This is a genomic window from Lichenicola sp. GTC18331, from assembly GCF_055386855.1.
In genome coordinates, this window is record NZ_AP045015.1 from 3,444,673 (window position 1) to 3,460,680 (window position 16,008).

The 16,008-nt window shown below is 65.6% G+C and carries 14 protein-coding genes; 8 read left to right on the top strand and 6 right to left on the bottom strand.

Annotation, left to right across the window (positions count from 1 at the left end):
- Positions 1 to 92 precede the first annotated feature (92 nt).
- The 3 genes from greB to gshB are packed head-to-tail and all read left to right on the top strand — an operon-like array spanning position 93 to position 3,713.
- Positions 93 to 611, top strand: coding sequence for a transcription elongation factor GreB (greB, locus tag ACZ5BM_RS15770; protein WP_498909076.1), 519 nt, complete (start codon positions 93 to 95; stop codon positions 609 to 611).
- Between the two features lie 11 nt (positions 612 to 622).
- A complete protein-coding gene (locus ACZ5BM_RS15775) occupies positions 623 to 2,707 on the top strand; it encodes a prolyl oligopeptidase family serine peptidase (RefSeq protein ID WP_498909077.1) in 2,085 nt (694 codons plus the stop codon).
- Between the two features lie 4 nt (positions 2,708 to 2,711).
- On the top strand, positions 2,712 to 3,713 hold the full coding sequence (gene gshB / locus ACZ5BM_RS15780) for a glutathione synthase (RefSeq protein ID WP_498909078.1): 1,002 nt from the start codon (positions 2,712 to 2,714) through the stop codon (positions 3,711 to 3,713).
- A 47-nt stretch (positions 3,714 to 3,760) separates the two neighbouring features.
- Here gshB and ACZ5BM_RS15785 read toward each other — a convergent pair whose 3' ends face one another.
- Positions 3,761 to 4,087, bottom strand: a complete 327-nt coding sequence (locus tag ACZ5BM_RS15785; protein WP_498909079.1) for a hypothetical protein — start codon at positions 4,085 to 4,087, stop codon at positions 3,761 to 3,763.
- A gap of 45 nt (positions 4,088 to 4,132) precedes the next feature.
- Between ACZ5BM_RS15785 and ACZ5BM_RS15790 the strand changes: the two genes are divergently transcribed.
- The 4 genes from ACZ5BM_RS15790 to ACZ5BM_RS15805 are packed head-to-tail and all read left to right on the top strand — an operon-like array spanning position 4,133 to position 7,170.
- Complete coding sequence (locus tag ACZ5BM_RS15790; protein WP_498909080.1) at positions 4,133 to 4,822, top strand: class I SAM-dependent methyltransferase; 690 nt, start codon at positions 4,133 to 4,135, stop codon at positions 4,820 to 4,822.
- A gap of 43 nt (positions 4,823 to 4,865) precedes the next feature.
- Positions 4,866 to 6,119 (top strand): hypothetical protein, encoded by a 1,254-nt coding sequence (locus tag ACZ5BM_RS15795; protein WP_498909081.1) that lies wholly within the window; start codon positions 4,866 to 4,868, stop codon positions 6,117 to 6,119.
- Complete coding sequence (gene cyoE, locus ACZ5BM_RS15800; RefSeq protein WP_498909082.1) at positions 6,116 to 7,033, top strand: protoheme IX farnesyltransferase; 918 nt, start codon at positions 6,116 to 6,118, stop codon at positions 7,031 to 7,033. The genes ACZ5BM_RS15795 and cyoE overlap by 4 nt, the downstream gene beginning before the upstream one ends.
- Positions 7,033 to 7,170 (top strand): cytochrome c oxidase system small membrane protein, encoded by a 138-nt coding sequence (locus ACZ5BM_RS15805; protein WP_498909083.1) that lies wholly within the window; start codon positions 7,033 to 7,035, stop codon positions 7,168 to 7,170. Before cyoE ends, ACZ5BM_RS15805 begins: the two co-directional genes overlap by 1 nt.
- Here the strand turns inward: ACZ5BM_RS15805 and ACZ5BM_RS15810 are convergent, their stop codons facing one another.
- From ACZ5BM_RS15810 to ACZ5BM_RS15830, 5 genes are all read right to left on the bottom strand, one after another.
- A complete protein-coding gene (locus ACZ5BM_RS15810; protein ID WP_498909084.1) occupies positions 7,171 to 8,139 on the bottom strand; it encodes a Tim44 domain-containing protein in 969 nt (322 codons plus the stop codon). It lies immediately after the preceding gene.
- A gap of 1 nt (position 8,140) precedes the next feature.
- Positions 8,141 to 9,478, bottom strand: coding sequence for a TldD/PmbA family protein (locus ACZ5BM_RS15815; protein WP_498909085.1), 1,338 nt, complete (start codon positions 9,476 to 9,478; stop codon positions 8,141 to 8,143).
- Positions 9,475 to 10,755 (bottom strand): M16 family metallopeptidase, encoded by a 1,281-nt coding sequence (locus tag ACZ5BM_RS15820; protein ID WP_498909086.1) that lies wholly within the window; start codon positions 10,753 to 10,755, stop codon positions 9,475 to 9,477. The genes ACZ5BM_RS15815 and ACZ5BM_RS15820 overlap by 4 nt, the downstream gene beginning before the upstream one ends.
- 65 nt (positions 10,756 to 10,820) lie before the next feature.
- Positions 10,821 to 12,221 carry a threonine synthase gene (gene thrC, locus ACZ5BM_RS15825; RefSeq protein ID WP_498909087.1) on the bottom strand — a complete coding sequence of 467 codons (1,401 nt, stop codon included), beginning with the start codon at positions 12,219 to 12,221 and terminating at the stop codon, positions 10,821 to 10,823.
- Between the two features lie 338 nt (positions 12,222 to 12,559).
- The gene (locus ACZ5BM_RS15830) at positions 12,560 to 14,050 is read right to left on the bottom strand and encodes a carboxypeptidase M32 (protein WP_498909088.1); all 1,491 of its coding nucleotides are present in this window, start codon (positions 14,048 to 14,050) and stop codon (positions 12,560 to 12,562) included.
- Positions 14,051 to 14,136: 86 nt separating this feature from the next.
- Between ACZ5BM_RS15830 and ACZ5BM_RS15835 the strand changes: the two genes are divergently transcribed.
- Complete coding sequence (locus ACZ5BM_RS15835) at positions 14,137 to 15,987, top strand: tetratricopeptide repeat protein (protein WP_498909090.1); 1,851 nt, start codon at positions 14,137 to 14,139, stop codon at positions 15,985 to 15,987.
- Positions 15,988 to 16,008 lie beyond the last annotated feature (21 nt).

A 16,008-nucleotide genomic window follows, 5' to 3' on the forward strand; every position in this document is an offset into this window, starting at 1 on the left:
GGAAACGCTAATGGGTCATGATGAGGCCGTGATGACGGTCTCATCCGCGCCTTCGGGGCGGATGGCTCGGGTTAGAGGTGAAAGTGACGGGTATGGACGATGACGATGATGAGGTGCCCGCCCCAGGCCAGTTATCCGGCATCAATCAGTATGTGACGCGCAACGGTCTTGCCCGTATGGAAGCAGAGCTTCGGCAGCTTCTGAGGGTCGATCGCCCGGGTGTGGTCGAGATCGTTTCTTGGGCCGCTGGAAACGGGGACCGATCCGAGAACGGGGATTATCTCTATGGCAAGAAGCGCTTGCGGGAGATCGATCGGCGGATCCGCTTTCTCGAGAAGCGTATCGATAAGGCGCTGGTGGTTGATCCGGCCGCCCAGCCGCATCGCGACCGGGTGTTTTTCGGTGCCATGGTGACGTTTCTCGACGAGGAGGATGAGAGCCGGACGGTGACGATCGTCGGAGTCGACGAGGCAGATATGGAGCGGGGCGAAATCAGCCTGGCGTCCCCTGTCGCGCGAGCGCTGCTTGGTGCGCGGATCGGTGACGAGGTGGTTCTGCGTATGCCGGGCAGAACCAGTCTGCTGGAGGTGACGGCGATCGTTTATCCGTGACAAGATGGGGCATGATTGATCGTGCTTTTCGTGTCGCCCTGACGGTCGGCGGCATCGTTGTTGCCTTCGGCGCTCCGGCGTTGGCGCGCCCATTCACCATGGGCGATCTGGTTTCTCTGGACAGGCTGTCCGAACCGGCTGTTTCCCCGGACGGCAAGAGCGTCGTGTTTTCCGTGCGCACGGTGATGCTCGCGGAAAACAAGACGGAGCACCGTCTCGAGGTGATGCGTCTGACACCGGGTGCCGTTGCGACCGATGTTCCCGGCGCGGTGGGTGGGATATCGCAGCCCGTCTGGAGTATCGACGGGCGGTCCGTCCTGGCGATTTCGGACCGGTCGGGAACGTCGCAAGTTTGGCGCTTTCCGGTCGCCGGCGGCGATCCGGTCAAGATTTCCAACATGCCGTCCGACGTAGGCAGCTTTCGGTTGTCTGCCGATGGCCGGCATCTTGTCCTGTCGATGGCGGTTCGTCCGGGGGATGGGCCGAAACCAGGTGCAGATGGCGAGACAGTCGCTTCGCATATGAGCGGACGGGTTTACGATCGGATGTTCGTCCGTCACTGGGACCGGTGGGACGATGGTACGCGATCGCACCTCTTTGGTGTGACGCTCGATACGAACGGCGTCGCACAGGGCGAGCCGGTCGATCTGATGCAGGGGATGGATGGCGACACCCCCTCGAAGCCTTTCGGCGATAACGCCGACTACGCCATTTCCCCCGACAACAAGGCGGTGTTCTTCTCGGTGCGCCTCGCAGGTCGCAGCGAGCCCTGGAGCACCAATTTCGATATCTATCGTGTTCCGATCGATGGTCGCGGAGCCGCGCAGAATCTGACTGGTGCGAATTCGGCCTGGGATGCCGGTCCGGTGCCTTCGCCCGATGGCCGGGTCCTGGCGTATCGCGCGATGAAACGGGCCGGGTTCGAAGCCGATCGCTTCGGTGTTCGTCTCCTCGATCTGGCGACTGGTCAGAGCCGCGAGATCGATCCTGGCTGGGATCGGTCCGCGCAGAGCCTGCTCTGGTCGCGAGACGGGAAACGTTTGTTCGTGACCGCGGAAGAGGATGGTCAATCCAAGGTGTTCGCCATGGACGTGGCGGATGGCGCGGTGACGCCGCTCACGCAGGACGGCCACGTCACGGTTGTGGAACCCGCCGGAGATGAGCTCGTCTTGCTACGTGATTCGCTGCAGAGCCCGGCAGAGCTCTGGACGGTGCCTCAAGCAGGCGGCCCTGCGCAGCAAGTGACCCATATGGGCAAAAAACAGCTCGAAACCGTCAAGCTCTCACCGGCCGAGCGTTTCGCGTTTGCGGGCTGGAACGGCGAAACGGTTCATGGCTACGTCGTGAAACCGTATGACTATCGGACCGGCAAGACCTATCCGGTGGTGATGCTGATCCATGGCGGTCCGCAGGGCTCGTTCGGCAACGACTGGTCGTATCGCTGGAACCCGCAATTTTATGCCGGTCTCGGTTATGCAGCCGTGATGATCGATTTCCACGGTTCCACCGGCTACGGCCAGGCCTTTACCGATTCGATCTCGGGACATTGGGGAGATCGCCCGCTGGAGGATCTCCAGAAGGGATGGACGTACGTCCTGTCACATTATCCCTTCATCGATGGAAACCGTGCTTGCGCGCTGGGCGCCTCCTATGGCGGATTCATGGTCAACTGGATCGCCGGCAACTGGCAGGCACCCTGGAAGTGCCTCGTGACCCATGACGGCGTGTTCGACGACCGCATGATGGGGTTCGCGACGGACGAGCTTTGGTTCTCCGAGTGGGAGCATGGCGGTCCAAACCATACGGCATGGCAGGATCCTGCCGCCTATGAGCGCTTCAACCCGGCTGCGCACGTCGCATCATGGCGTGTTCCCCAGCTGATCATTCACGGCGAGCGCGATTATCGCATCCCGGTTGAGCAAGGGCTTGGCGCCTTCGATGCTCTGCAACGGCGTGGTATCGAGAGCCGCCTGCTCGTGTTCCCGGACGAGAATCACTGGGTTCTGAAACCCGCGAACTCCCTGCAGTGGCATCAGATCGTGGCGGCATGGCTGAAAGCCCATATCGGGCCACGAGCCGGCGACGGGGCGGAATAACCGGATGACCCATACCTTGAAAGTCGCGGTCCAGATGGACCCGATCCAGCATATCGATATCAACGGTGATAGCACTTTCGCTTTGATGCTGGAGGCACAAGCGCGTGGACACGAGCTCTCGGTCTACGACGTCCGCAGTCTGAGTTTGAGGGAGGGGCGCGTATCCGATCGCGCTCCGCGGGCGGACCGGCTGACCGCTCGGATGTGCCCGGTGCATGTGCAGCGTGTGAGCGGCGGGCATGCCACGCTGGGCGAAGAAGGCATGGTCGATGTCTCGACCATGGATGTGGTGCTGATGCGGCAGGATCCGCCGTTCGATATGGCGTATATCACCGCCACACATCTGCTGGAGCATGTGCACGATCCGGACGGAAGCGGCACGCTGGTGGTGAACGATCCCCGCTCCGTACGCGACGCGCCTGAAAAGCTCCTGGTCACCCATTTCCCCGATTTGATGCCACCGACCTTGATCACTTGGGACGTGCAGGCAATTCGCGATTTCCGTGCCGAGCACCAAGACATCATCGTCAAGCCGCTCTTCGGCAATGGTGGGGCAGGGGTGTTCCGCATCCGCCCGGACGATGAGAATCTCGCCTCCCTCCTTGAGATGTTCTTCTCCCAGTCTCGTGAGCCACTGATGGTACAGCGTTACGAGAAGGCGGTCCGACAGGGCGACAAACGGATCATCCTGGCCGACGGGCACCCGATCGGTGCGGTGAACCGGGTTCCGGCTGAAGGTGAAGCCCGTTCCAACATGCATGTGGGTGGCAAGCCGGTCCGGTCCGCCCTGACGCCGCGCGAGGAGGAGATCTGCCGGCGGATCGGTCCGATGCTGCGTGAACGTGGGCTGATTTTCGTCGGGATCGACGTGATCGGCGACTGGCTGACGGAGATCAACGTGACCTCGCCGACCGGATTGCAGGAGATCGATCGGTTCGAAGGGATCAATAGCGCGGCACTGATCTGGGATCGTATCGAGGAACGCCTGGCGGCGCGCGGGCGATAGCGGGTTTCAGGGTTCGGTGGGGTCGACCCTACCGAACCGACATCGGGTCAGCCGTAGAATCGCCAGAAGGGCTTCTTTCCCGTATCGGCTTTCTTCGGTCTGGTCAGATCTGGACCGAACTTGTTGTCATACCACGCATAAATCTCGTTCCTGAAATATGCGACAACGATGCCGCTCCAGAGAAGAATGCAGAGAACGATCAGGATCGCTACGAGCATCGGGCGGTCCCATATGAGTTCGATCAGTTCGTGATAGGGGAAAAGCACCGGCTCAGGCAACTGAATGATGGGCTGTCGTGTGGTCACCCTTGCTGAGGGCGGCGAGGAAGGGCAGAGAGAGGGCACGAGCCCGATGCTGATGAGAACGATGTCCAAGATGCGCATGCTGGTCGGTTCGACCGGCCAGACACGACGACCGGCATGACGTCGTCCAGCGAACTCGCGCCGAGCGGCATGCCGTCGAACGGTCCGCTCCCCAAATCCGCCCTAGACGCGGATGCCGTTCGTACGGCCTATCAACGTTGGGCCGGCGTCTACGACGCCGTGTTCGGTGGCGTTTCCGCTTTCGGTCGCAAGCGCGCGGTTTCTGCGGTAAATCGCCTGCCCGGGACGGCCGTGCTCGAGGTGGGTGTCGGTACCGGCCTCGCACTTCCGCATTATCGGCCCGAGAAGCGAATCACCGGCATCGACCTGTCGAGAGCGATGCTTGATCGGGCGCGGCTGCGGGTACAGCGCAACGCCATGCCGCATGTCGCCGATCTGCTTGAAATGGATGCCGAGGAAACCATCTTCGCCGACGACAGCTTCGATATCGCCGTCGCGATGTTCGTGGCCTCCGTCGTGCCGAACCCGCGGCGCCTGCTATCGGAACTCAAACGCGTCGTGCGCCCCGGCGGCAGCATCCTGTTCGTCAACCATTTTCTGGCCACAGGGGGCGTCAGGCTAGCCGTCGAACGCGGAATGGCACGTGCTTCCCATTCGTTGGGCTGGCATCCCGATTTTGCTATTGAATCCCTGCTCCCGGAGGTGGATTTAAGGCGCGCGGACATCGAGCCCGTGCCGCCATTCGGCCTATTTACGCTTGTGACCCTGACGAACGACGCGCCCTGAAGGGAGGCCTCGTTTTCGCGTCTGGGCGAGGGAACCACACCTGATGCTGCATCGGCCTGACGCCGGTGGTATGGCCGCCCCGAATGCGACCGGACCACTTTTCCTCTCGATCGGCGTCTTGGTCGGGGTCGTCGGCGCGGTTCTTTCGCTGATACTGGAATGGCCCGGCTTGGACGATGCTGTGCCTGCGTGGCACGCGGCGGCGTCGGCTCACGTCGCTCTCCTGGTCTTCTTTGCCGCGTTGCCCTGCGCGCTGGGAGGACTTGCCGCGATGTCTGCGCCGGTCTCGGTCGGCGCTCGCGAAAATGCCGTTCCTCTTTTGGGACGCCTGGGCTTCGGCTCTTACGCGCTCTCCCTTGCCGCCCTCATTGCCGGATCAACCGGTATCGGTGCCCCGGCGATCGTTCTGTCGGCCAATCTTCTGGCGATGTCGATGGTACTGGCAGGCTCGAACATCGTCGCCACCATCCTCAACCAGCGTGACGTGTCTTACGGCGCGGTCGCGTTCGGAGGCTGGGCTTCCCTGATTGCCGGCTCGCTCGCGGTTTGTGCCGCCCCGATCGCCGCTGCCTCATTCACGATGCAGATCGTCGCCGGGCGCACGGCGACCGTGGCCGCCGATGCGATGATTTCGCCGGCTCTTGCCACGATCTTTTGTGTCCTCCTCGGACTGGCGACCGATCTGCTTCGCCCGCGTCTCGGGGTTCGACCTAAAGCCTTGCTGCTCGCCCTGTTGAGCAGCGGCATGTTGGCGCTCCTCATGCTCTGGGGCGTCCTCGTGCTCGGCGGACACGGCGCGGTGGTTCCGGCTTCCATCGTTCACGTCGTTCTCCTGATGATCGCTGCGCCCTTTGCCCTGGGCTGGATCCCCGCTCTGCCTGGGATCGTCTTGATGCCTCGTATGCGGCGGATGCCTGGGCTGTTCGCCGCCGGGATGGCCGTCCTACTGCCGCTCGGCCTGCTGCTCGACATGCTGGGCGTGGCCCGGCATGAGGCCGTGTCGCTGGCCATCGTATTCGGTCTGTTCGCGGGTGTTTATCGGCTCGACACCGAGCCTCCTCGGCGCCCCATCGCGATCATGTTCGCGGAGGCTCAGTTCGGCTTGCTGCTGGCAGGTGCTTTTGCCGTACTGGTCCCGCTACCCCCCGTTCTCAAGGCTGTCGGTGCTGCGATGGCTGCCGTCTCGATCGGCTTGTTCGCCGCTCGTCTCTTGCTCGTCAGCCTGAGCGCCGTTCATCGCGCCTGGGAAGCGAGGCAAGCCACATCCGATATCGTCGCTGCAGGTTACACTCCATGAGCCACTCCAGCATGATTGCTCTGCCGCACGGCACCAGCACGGTCCGCGACTGGTTCGATCTGCTCAAGCCGCGCGTGATGACGCTCGTGGTATTCACCGGTGCCATCGGACTGTTCATCGCCCCGGCTCCGGTCAATCCGCTGATCGGCGCGATCGTGATCCTTTCCATCGCCATTGCCACGGGCGGGGCGGGTGCGATCAATATGTGGTTCGATCGCGACATCGATGCGGTGATGCGTCGAACCGCCAATCGTCCGGTTCCGGCCGGCCGCGTCGCGCCGGTCGACGCGCTGGCTTATGGGATTGCGCTCAGCGTGCTCTCGGTCTGTCTGATCGGACTGGCGACGAACTGGGTCGCTGCCGTGACGCTCGCCTTCTGCATCTTCTACTATGTCGTGATCTACACCATGTGGCTGAAGCGCTCGACGCCGCAGAACATCGTCATCGGCGGAGCGGCCGGCGCCTTCCCGCCGATCGTGGGTTGGGCCGCTGCCACCGGGCAGATCGGCCTGTTGCCGGTGCTGCTGTTCGCGATCGTCTTCTTCTGGACACCGCCGCATTTCTGGTCGCTGTCGCTCTACGCCTGCAAGGATTATGGCGCGGCCGGCGTGCCGATGCTGCCGGTGGTGAAGGGCGCCCGCCATACGCGCTGGCAGATCCTGCTCTACACCATCCTGCTCACCGCTGTGTCTCTGACGCCAGCCGTCATGGGCTTGACCGGGCCAGTCTACACGGTCGCCGCGGCGCTCCTGGATGCGGGTTTTCTGGTGCTGGCGGTTCGTGTTCTGCGCGACAGGCAGGATGCGACAGGAACCAGTCTGACCGGTGACAAGCCCGCCAAGCAGGCGTTTCGCTATTCGCTCGCCTACCTGGCCGCTTTGTTCGGCGCCGTTTGCGTGGACCGGCTGATCTGATGGTGAAGGCAAGACAGAAGCCTGTGGCACCGGTCGATCCGGTCCGTGCGAGAACCAGCAGGAGCGTCGCCCTGGTGCTGGTTCTCATCGGTTTCGCGGCGCTGCTCTACGCCATGACGGTGGTCAAACTGCTCTGATCAGCGTGCCTGCTGGATCGCCGACAGTAGCCAGCTTCCGCCGCGCGCCCGTACGAACGTCCAGAGTTCGGTGACGGTCTGGCGTTCGGTCGGGCTGCCATCCACCACCCGGCCGGTCAGGTCGGTCGTGACGTCGATCATCGAATAGCGCATCGCCACCGTGGCGAATTCGCGGCCATTCTCGGCCCAGGCTTCCGACAGGTCGCCATGCTCCATACGCACGGCGCTGACCGCATTGCGGAGATTGCGGCTCGACAGGTCTGACAGCTGCTCGGAGAAGTAGCTGACCATTTCGGGCGTGGCGAAGCGCGACAGAGAGCGCAGGTCCTGCATGCTCCAGGCCTGCTGGATATCCAGCAAAGCGCGCTCGAAGCTCTGATAGTCAGCGTTGGTGATCTGGATGGCCGTGTTGCCACCGAAACCACCGCCAGCTGTGCCACCCATCATAGGGGCCGACGCGTTCACCTGACCACGGCGGAAGAAGCGTCTGAACAACCAGCGACCAATGAAGAACAGGATCGCCAACTGGATCAGGGTCCAGAAGATGTTGCCGAAGCCGGATCGGTGCTGGCCGTAGCCGTCGGCATAGGCACCATGGTGGCCGAACAACAGACTGCCGATCCCCACGCCCAGAAGGCCGCCGGCCAGACCGGTCGCGAAGGGATGCGAACGCCGCGCGGGTGCGTAGCCGCTTCCGGCATAGGCACCGCCACCATACTGACCGGGATTTGGCGTCATACTGCGATTCATCGGCGCGGCACCGTAGGGGCTCGTGCTGGTCGACGGGGGTGCGCTGTAGGTGCGGCTGCCCCGACTGCCCATGGAGCCGCCCTGTCCCGGACGCGCATCCGCGGCGACCGGCGCGAGTACGCCAACGACGCCGAATACGGGTGGCAGGATAACCGGCGCACCGGACAGCAGCAGAGCCACGGCGGCGGCGCGGCTACGGCGGAGGAGGGGTGTCGACATGTCAGGCACCTGCGATTGTGAGCGTGTCGATGCGGATGGTCGGCGCATCGATCCCACGCTTGAACGCCAGATCGTTCGCCGCCTGCAGCTCGGCGAACATCTCCAGCAGATTGCCGGCAATGGTGAACTCGGCGATCGGTTCCGCCAGAGCGCCGTTGCGAATCATGTATCCGGCCACACCACGGCTGTAATCGCCGGTGAGACCGTTCACCGCATTGCCCATCATCTCGTTGAGATAGACACCCTCGGCGATGTCCGCGATCAGCTCTCCGGGCGTGGTGGTACCGCCGGTCAGGAACAGATTGGTCAGGGACGGGGAGGGCGGCGAGGACGGACCACGTGCCGCATGGCCCGTGCTGGGCAAGCCGAGCTGGCGCCCACTGCGCCCATCCAGCACCCAGCTTTTCAGCGCGCCGTTCTCGACTAGCACCAAAGGCGCGGTCGCCACGCCCTCTCCGTCGAACGGTTTCGAACGGCTGGCGCGCACCCGGGTCGGGTCGTCCGTGACGGTGATTCCAGCCGGCAGGATGCGCGTGCCCATCCGCTCCTTCAGGAACGAGGTGCCACGGGCGATCGACGCGCCGTTGATGGCCGATGCCAGATGCCCCAGCAGGCTGTTCGACACGCGCGGATCGAACACCACCGGCATCCGTCCCGTGCGCGGCTTGACCGGGTTCAGACGCGCGACGGCGCGCTGGCCGGCACTGCGTCCGATCCCGGACGGATCGTCCAGATCGGCGAGGTGCACGCAGGAATCGTAGTCGTAATCGCGTTGCATGCCGGTGCCGCTGCCGGCCAGCACCGTGGCCGATACGGAATGGCTGGTCCGGGCATAGTGCCCGGCGAACCCGCCCGAATGCGCCAGCATGATCTCGCTCCGGCTATAGCCGGCGGAACCGCCCTGCGAGTTGGTGACCCCCTCGACCGCCAGAGCCGCCGCCTCGGCGATGCCCGCGCGCTCGGTCAGCGCCGCCACATCCGGCTCGGATCCGTCGACCAGATCGAGCGGGTTGGCGGTGAAACGGCCAGACAGGCTGCGCTCGCACAGCCCGGCGAACCGGTCCTCCGGCACCACCTTGGCCATCGAGAGCGCTTGTTCGATCAGCCGCCCGAAGCCGGAGGGATCGGTGCTGGTCGTGGAGACGATCGCGCTCTTCCGGCCCACGAAAACACGCAGCCCGACATCGTTGTGCTCGGAGCGCTCCAGCTCCTCGCTCCTGCCCTGGCGTACCTGCACGCCCAGCGAGGTGCCGGAGACGAGGATGGCCTCGGCGGCGTCCGCGCCTGCTCTGGTCGCGGCCGAAACCAGCTCCTCGATCAGCGAAAGACGGTCGCTCATGCAGCCAGCCGCTCCGCCACGTCCGTCAGGCTCGGAATATGCGTTACGGGTCCGAGCGCGGTCAGCGTCGGCCTGCCGGCGAACATCCGCGTCGCCGCCCGGCGTATGTCGTCCAGCGTCACAGCCTCGATCTTCGCCACCGTTTCCGCCGTCGGGATGATGCGTCCGAAGATCTGCAGCTGCCGCGCCAGCTGCTCGCAACGACTGCCGGTCGATTCCAGCGACATCAGCAGGCTCGACTTGAGCTGCGCCCGCGCACGATCCAGCTCCGCCTGCCGCACCGCATCCGGCCCGGAGGCGCGCTGCACCTTGCGCAACTCCTCCAGCGTCACCGGCACCAGCTCCTTGGCTTCATCCTCACCGGTGCCGGCATAGATGCCGAACAGACCGCCATCGTTGAACGGCGAGTTGAACGCGTAGATGGAATAGACCAGCCCGCGCTTTTCCCGGATCTCTTGGAACAGACGCGACGACATGCCGCCGCCCAGAAGCGTCGACAGCAGCAGAACCGGATAATAATCCGGATCGCGATAGCCGACCGACGGGAAACCCAGCACCACATGGACCTGCTCCAGGTCCTTCTCCTCGCGGAACTCGCCGCCGAGATAGCGGCCCGGATCGGCCTGCTCGACCAGCTCTGTCGGCAGATCGCCGAAATGCGCGCGGGCCAGTTCCACGACATCCTCGTGGCGCAGATTGCCGGCCGCCGCGATCACCACATTGCCGGTGGTGTAGTGCTGGCGCATGTAGCCGGTCAGCGTGTCCCGCTTCATGTCGCGGATCAGCGCCTCGGTGCCGAGCGTCGGACGGCCCATCGCCTGATCCGGAAAGGCGGTTTCCTGGAAATGATCGAAGATGATGTCGTCCGGCGTGTCGTTCGCTTGGCCGATCTCCTGCAGGATCACGCCGCGCTCGCGCTCCAACTCCTCCGGCACGAAGGTGCTGTGGGTCAGGATGTCGCCGATGATGTCGGCACCGAGCGCCAGATCCTCCTTCAGCAGCTTCACATAGTAGGCGGTCTGCTCACGCGCGGTGTAGGCGTTGATATGACCGCCCACATTCTCGATCTCTTCGGCGATCTGCACGGCGCTGCGACGCTCCGTGCCCTTGAACGCCATGTGTTCGAGGAAATGCGAGACGCCGTTCTCGGAAGCGCGTTCGTTGCGGGTGCCGCTGGCGACGTAGGCGCCGAACGACACCGTCTCGACCCTGTCCATGCGCTCGGAAACGACGGTGAGCCCATTGGGCAGGCGTGTGGTGGCGATCGGATCGGTCATGCTGTTCCTGTGTGCGGCCTGCTGAACCAGAAGCGGGCGGGCCGTGTCGAACGGTATATGGGTGGTCAGGCGGCGTTCTTCAGCACCGCGGCGCGCACGGCGTCCTCCACCGCGTCGAGGCGGTTCGGCACCACCCGGAAGCGCTCCTCGCGGTCGAACAGATCGGCCAGATGCGGCGGCAAGGCCGGGGACAGACCGGTGGCGGACAGCATCGCGTCCGGGAACTTGGCCGGATGGGCGGTGGCCATCGCCACGGTCGGAATGCCGGGCACCGCGCAGGCGCGCGCCGCGGCGATGCCAATCGCCGAGTGCGGATCGGCCAGATATTGCGTCTCGCGATGCAGCCGGCGGATCTCCGCCTCCGTCGCCGCGTCGTCCAGCGCCTCGCCATGGAACAGTTCGGTCGCCCGGCGCCAGCTCGCATCCGGCACCGCCATGCGCCCGGTCTGGCGGAAGCCAGTCATGATCTCGGTGCACCGCGCGGCATCGCGATCCAGTAGCTCGAACAGCAGACGCTCGAAATTCGAGCTCACCTGGATGTCCATGGACGGCGACAGGCTCGGCGCCACCGGGCGCATGCTCATGTCGTTGCTGGCCAGGAACCGCGCCAGGATGTCGTTGCCGTTGGAACCGATGGCCAGACGCGCCACCGGCAATCCCATCCGGCGCGCCGCCCAGGCGGCGAACACGTTGCCGAAATTGCCGGTCGGTACCGCGAACGAGACCTCGCAATCCGGTGCCCCCAACGCCAGCGCCGCCGCGGCATAGTACGGAATCTGCGCCGCGACGCGCGCCCAGTTGATTGAGTTGACGGCACTGAGCTGCATGTCGTCGCGGAACGTCGTATCGGCGAACATCGCCTTCACCATGTCCTGGCAATCGTCGAACGTGCCCTCCAACGCCAGATTGGCGATGTTGGGCGACAGCACTGTGGTCATCTGCCGACGCTGCACCGCGCTGGTGCGGCCGAGCGGATGCAGGATCACCACCTGCAGACGCGCACGGTCGCGGCAGGCCTCGATCGCCGCCGAGCCGGTATCGCCGGAGGTCGCGCCGACGATGGTCACGCGCCGGTCCTGCTGCGTCAGCACATGGTCGAACAGCCGGCCCAGCAACTGCATCGCCATGTCCTTGAAGGCGAGCGTCGGGCCATGGAACAGCTCCATCGCGAACAAATCGCGGTCGAGCTGAACCATCGGCACGGTGGCCGGATGGGTGAAGCCGGCATAGGCCTCGCGGCACAAGCCCAGCAGCGTGTCATGGTCGATCGAACCCGCCGTGAACGGTGCCATCACCCGTGCCGCGAGTTCCGGGTAGGACAGGCCGCGCATGGCGCGCCATTCGTCGGGGGAGAAGACCGGCCAGCTTTTCGGCATGTAGAGGCCGCCGTCTCCGGCCAGTCCGGCCAGCAGAACACCGCTGAAATCGAGAGCCGGCGCCTGGCCGCGGGTCGAAACGTAACGCATCCGGCCAGCATACGAAATTCGGCCTCCATCGCGAAGAGCGGCCGGACGCCGGGCGGCAATGCCCGCACCGGCGCTCTCGTCTCCCTGGCTGTTTTCGTTTCGGGAAAACCGCCCAGTCCCGTCCCTGATCGCAGCTTCGTGCTTGACCTAAACGTGAAACAACTTCTCCACCCCACCGGCATTCAGCAGGCAGGTCCACACTCCTTCAACGGGCAACTTCCATGGCACGGGTCGTTCTTCTCACCGGCATCGTTCTCACCTTCGCCGTCGGCACTGTCGCAGCCACCGAATCCGGTGTCGTGATGCCGGTATCGACGACGTTGTCGTCGCTGAACTGATCAGCGCTGAAGGTAGCGGCGCCGCAGATGCGCGAGGTAGATCGTCGGATCGAGCGCTCCGCCGGTCGCTTCCGCGATGATCTGCGGCGTTTCGCCAAAGCTGGCTCGGTCGTGGACGGTGTCCCGCAACCACGCTCTTAGCGGTCCGAACTCTCCGGTCTCGATCGACCTATCCAGGGTCGGCAGTGTTCTCCGCGCCGCGTCCATCAACTGCGCCGCCGTCATCGCGCCGAGCGAGTAGGTCGGGAAATACCCGAATAGTCCGGCTGGCCAGTGAACGTCCTGCAAGCAACCTGAGGCGTCGTTAGGCACCTCCACGCCGATCGACCGCTTTAGACCATCGTTGAAGGCAGCGGGCAGGTCGGCGAGCGCCAGATCGCCGTTGACCATCGCCTTCTCCAGGCCGTAGCGCAGTATGATGTGCGCCGGATAGGTCACTTCGTCCGCGTCGACCCGGATCAGCCCAGGCTCGACACGACGCATCAATGCCACGAGGTTGTGCGGCTCGAACGCCGGCTGATCGCCGAACGTGTCGCACAGCAGCGGCGACAGGAACCGCAGAAACGCGTCGCTGCGGCAGACCTGCATCTCGATCAGCAGCGACTGGCTTTCATGCAGGCTCATGCCCCGCGCCTGCCCGACCGGCTGCGCCAGGAACGCCGCCGGCCGCCCCTGTTCGTAGAGGGCATGGCCGGTCTCGTGCAGCACCCCCATCAGCGCGCTGGAAAAATCCTCCTCGTCGTATCGCGTGGTGATCCGTACGTCCTGGGTGGCGCCGCCGCAGAACGGGTGGGCGCTGATGTCCAGCCGGCCGCGCTCGAAATCGAACCCGACCGCGCGCATCAGCTTTTCGCCCAGCGCCTTCTGCGCCGCGATGTGGAAGGGGCCCTCCATCGGCGTCGGCTCAGGTTGCGCGGCCTGCTTCTCCAGCGCTTGCCCGATCAGTTCCGGCAGAGCAGCGCCAAGCTCGGCGAAGATCGGATCGACGAAGCGCTGCGTCGTGCCCGGGTCGAACTGGTCCAGCAGCGCATCGTAGGGCGAGAGGCCGAGCGCCTCGCCCTTGGCCCGGCCGATCTCCCGCTGCGTGTCCAGGACGCGTTGCAGATCGGGACGCAGGCCCGCGAAATCGTTCTCCTTGCGTGCCTGGCGCCAGCGCACCTCGCATGCGGTGGAGGCGCGCGCGGCCTCTTCCACCAGATCCGCCGGCACCGCCGTGGCATGCGCATGTTGGCGCCGCATCTCACGCAAATTGGCGCGCTGCCACGCCCCCAACCCGTCTTGCTCGGCGTTCGCCGCCGCCAGCAGCTCCGCGGTTTCCGTCTCGGTCAGCAGCGTATGCGCCATCACCGACAGGGTCGCGATCGCCTCGCCGCGCGTTTCGGCGGCCCCGAGCGGCATGGTGGTTTCCTTGTCCCAGCCCAGGATTCCGAGCGCGTCGCCCAGGCGCGACAGCCTGGTGAAACGCTGTTCCAGCTTCGTATAGGCGGTCATGCCGTGGCTCCTCGTTCGTCCCGCTATTGCAGACCGGTCGCGTCGCGGGAACAAGGGCGGATGGCCGGGTGCGGGGAGGCGTGCAGGTGACCGAGAACACGGAGCGGCTCCGCGCGGCGCGAACCTTGGCCGATCGCGGCACATCGGCCCATCAGCAGAACGACACCATCGCCGCCGAACGGCTTTATCGCGAAGCGCTGGCGATCGATCCGGCCTCGCCTGACGCGCTGCACGGCATGGGCGTGCTGGCTCTCCAGCGCGGCCTGCCGGCGCAGGCGATCGCCCTGATCGGCCGCGCGTCCGCCGCCCGTCCGGACCAGCCGCTCTTCACCCTCAATCTCGGTCACGCCTTGCTCGGGTGCGGACACGTCGAGGAAGCCCGCGCGGCGATGCGCACCGCGGCCTTGCTCGACCCGGGCGATCCGCGCGCCCATGCCGCGTTGGCGGCCGTGCTGGAACGGCTCGGCCGGCCGGACGAAGCGCTCGCCTCGGCGCGGACTGCGCTCGATCGCGTCATCGACCCGAAGGCGATTCCCGGCACGCAGGCTCTCGCCGGCCGCGCCGCCTCCGCACTCGGACGCTGGCCCGATGCGGTCGCGGCTTTCGCGCGCGCGGTCGCCGAAAACCCGTCCGATGTCGCCTCCTGGCACGGTCTCGCCGTCGCTCAGACCGCATCGGGACGGAGCGACGAGGCCGAACGCTGCTTCCGGCAGGTCGCGGCCCTGCTCCCGGACGACCCGGCGGCTCTCGCCAATCTCGGGGCGCGTCTCTGGGAGAACAGCAGGCTCGACGAGGCCCTCGACACCCTGCGTCGCGCCGAAACCCTCGCGGCGCCCACGGCGGAAACCAGCAGCAATCTCGGCCTCGTCCTGCTCGCTCTGGGTCATCTGCCCGAGGCCGAGCGCAGACTGGCCGATGCCGCGCGGCAGGCCCCCGACCGCGCCGGCATCCGCGTCAATCACGGCACCGCCCTGTTGGACCTCGACAGAGTCGACGAGGCCGAACGCTGCTTTTCGCAGGTGGAACACAACGATGCCGGTACGCTCGATGCCGAGCGCGCGCGCTTCAACCGGGCGACGCTTCTGCTCGGCACCGGCCGCTTCACCGAAGGCTGGGCCGGGTTCGAGGCGCGTCACGCCGTGCTCGGCCGCGCATCCTCCCCGCTGCCGTCCTGGGACGGCACCCTGCTCGATCCATCGGTGCCGCTGCTGATCGAGGCCGAGCAGGGCCTCGGCGACATGATCCAGTTCCTGCGCTACGTAACGGAGGCGATGCGCCGGGCGTCCGTCGTGCTGCGCCTGCCCGATTCGTTGCACCGTCTGGCGCGGCGATCCCTGCCGCCCACCTGCCGCATCATCGGCCGCGCGGACCCGGCCCCGCAGGGTGCGGTGTTGGCCGATCTGCTCAGCCTGCCGCTCCTGCTCGGTCTGCCCGAACCGTTTTTCCCTGGTGCCTATCTCGATGCCGACCCCGCCGGGTCGTCCGGGGCGATCGGTCTGTGCTGGTCCGGCAGCCCCGGCTATCGCTTCGACCGCCGACGCTCTCTCCATCTCGCGCAACTGGCGCCGCTGGCGACAACGGGCCGGTCCTTCGTCGCGCTCCAGCCCGACCGGCAGGACGAAACGCCGCCGGACGGAATGGAACTCGCGCGTCCCGTCCTGCGCGATCTTGCCGACACCGCCGCCTGGATCGCGTCATGTTCGCTGGTCGTCACCGTGGATACTGCCGTGGCTCATCTCGCCGGCGCCCTGGATCGCCCGACCCTGCTGCTGAACCGCTTCGGCGGGGACTGGCGCTGGCGCGGCGCCAACCGCGACGAGCAGGGGCGGAGTTTGTGGTATCCCAGCGTGCGGGTCCTGGATCAGCCCGAACCCCTGCCGCCCGAACAGGCATGGCCCGTCGTGATCGAACGCGCCGCCGCCCTTCTGGCCGGTTGAGAGCGGACGGCCCGGGCGCGG

What these genes read in the sequence shown, in the direction of transcription:
- greB (WP_498909076.1), top strand. Translation starts at nt 93, where the DNA reads ATGGACGATGACGATGATGAGGTGCCCGCCCCAGGCCAGTTATCCGGC.
- ACZ5BM_RS15775 (WP_498909077.1), top strand. Translation starts at nt 623, where the DNA reads ATGATTGATCGTGCTTTTCGTGTCGCCCTGACGGTCGGCGGCATCGTT.
- gshB (WP_498909078.1), top strand. Translation starts at nt 2,712, where the DNA reads ATGACCCATACCTTGAAAGTCGCGGTCCAGATGGACCCGATCCAGCAT.
- ACZ5BM_RS15790 (WP_498909080.1), top strand. Translation starts at nt 4,133, where the DNA reads ATGACGTCGTCCAGCGAACTCGCGCCGAGCGGCATGCCGTCGAACGGT.
- ACZ5BM_RS15795 (WP_498909081.1), top strand. Translation starts at nt 4,866, where the DNA reads ATGCTGCATCGGCCTGACGCCGGTGGTATGGCCGCCCCGAATGCGACC.
- cyoE (WP_498909082.1), top strand. Translation starts at nt 6,116, where the DNA reads ATGAGCCACTCCAGCATGATTGCTCTGCCGCACGGCACCAGCACGGTC.
- ACZ5BM_RS15805 (WP_498909083.1), top strand. Translation starts at nt 7,033, where the DNA reads ATGGTGAAGGCAAGACAGAAGCCTGTGGCACCGGTCGATCCGGTCCGT.
- ACZ5BM_RS15810 (WP_498909084.1), bottom strand. Translation starts at nt 8,139, where the DNA reads ATGTCGACACCCCTCCTCCGCCGTAGCCGCGCCGCCGCCGTGGCTCTG.
- ACZ5BM_RS15815 (WP_498909085.1), bottom strand. Translation starts at nt 9,478, where the DNA reads ATGAGCGACCGTCTTTCGCTGATCGAGGAGCTGGTTTCGGCCGCGACC.
- ACZ5BM_RS15820 (WP_498909086.1), bottom strand. Translation starts at nt 10,755, where the DNA reads ATGACCGATCCGATCGCCACCACACGCCTGCCCAATGGGCTCACCGTC.
- thrC (WP_498909087.1), bottom strand. Translation starts at nt 12,221, where the DNA reads ATGCGTTACGTTTCGACCCGCGGCCAGGCGCCGGCTCTCGATTTCAGC.
- ACZ5BM_RS15830 (WP_498909088.1), bottom strand. Translation starts at nt 14,050, where the DNA reads ATGACCGCCTATACGAAGCTGGAACAGCGTTTCACCAGGCTGTCGCGC.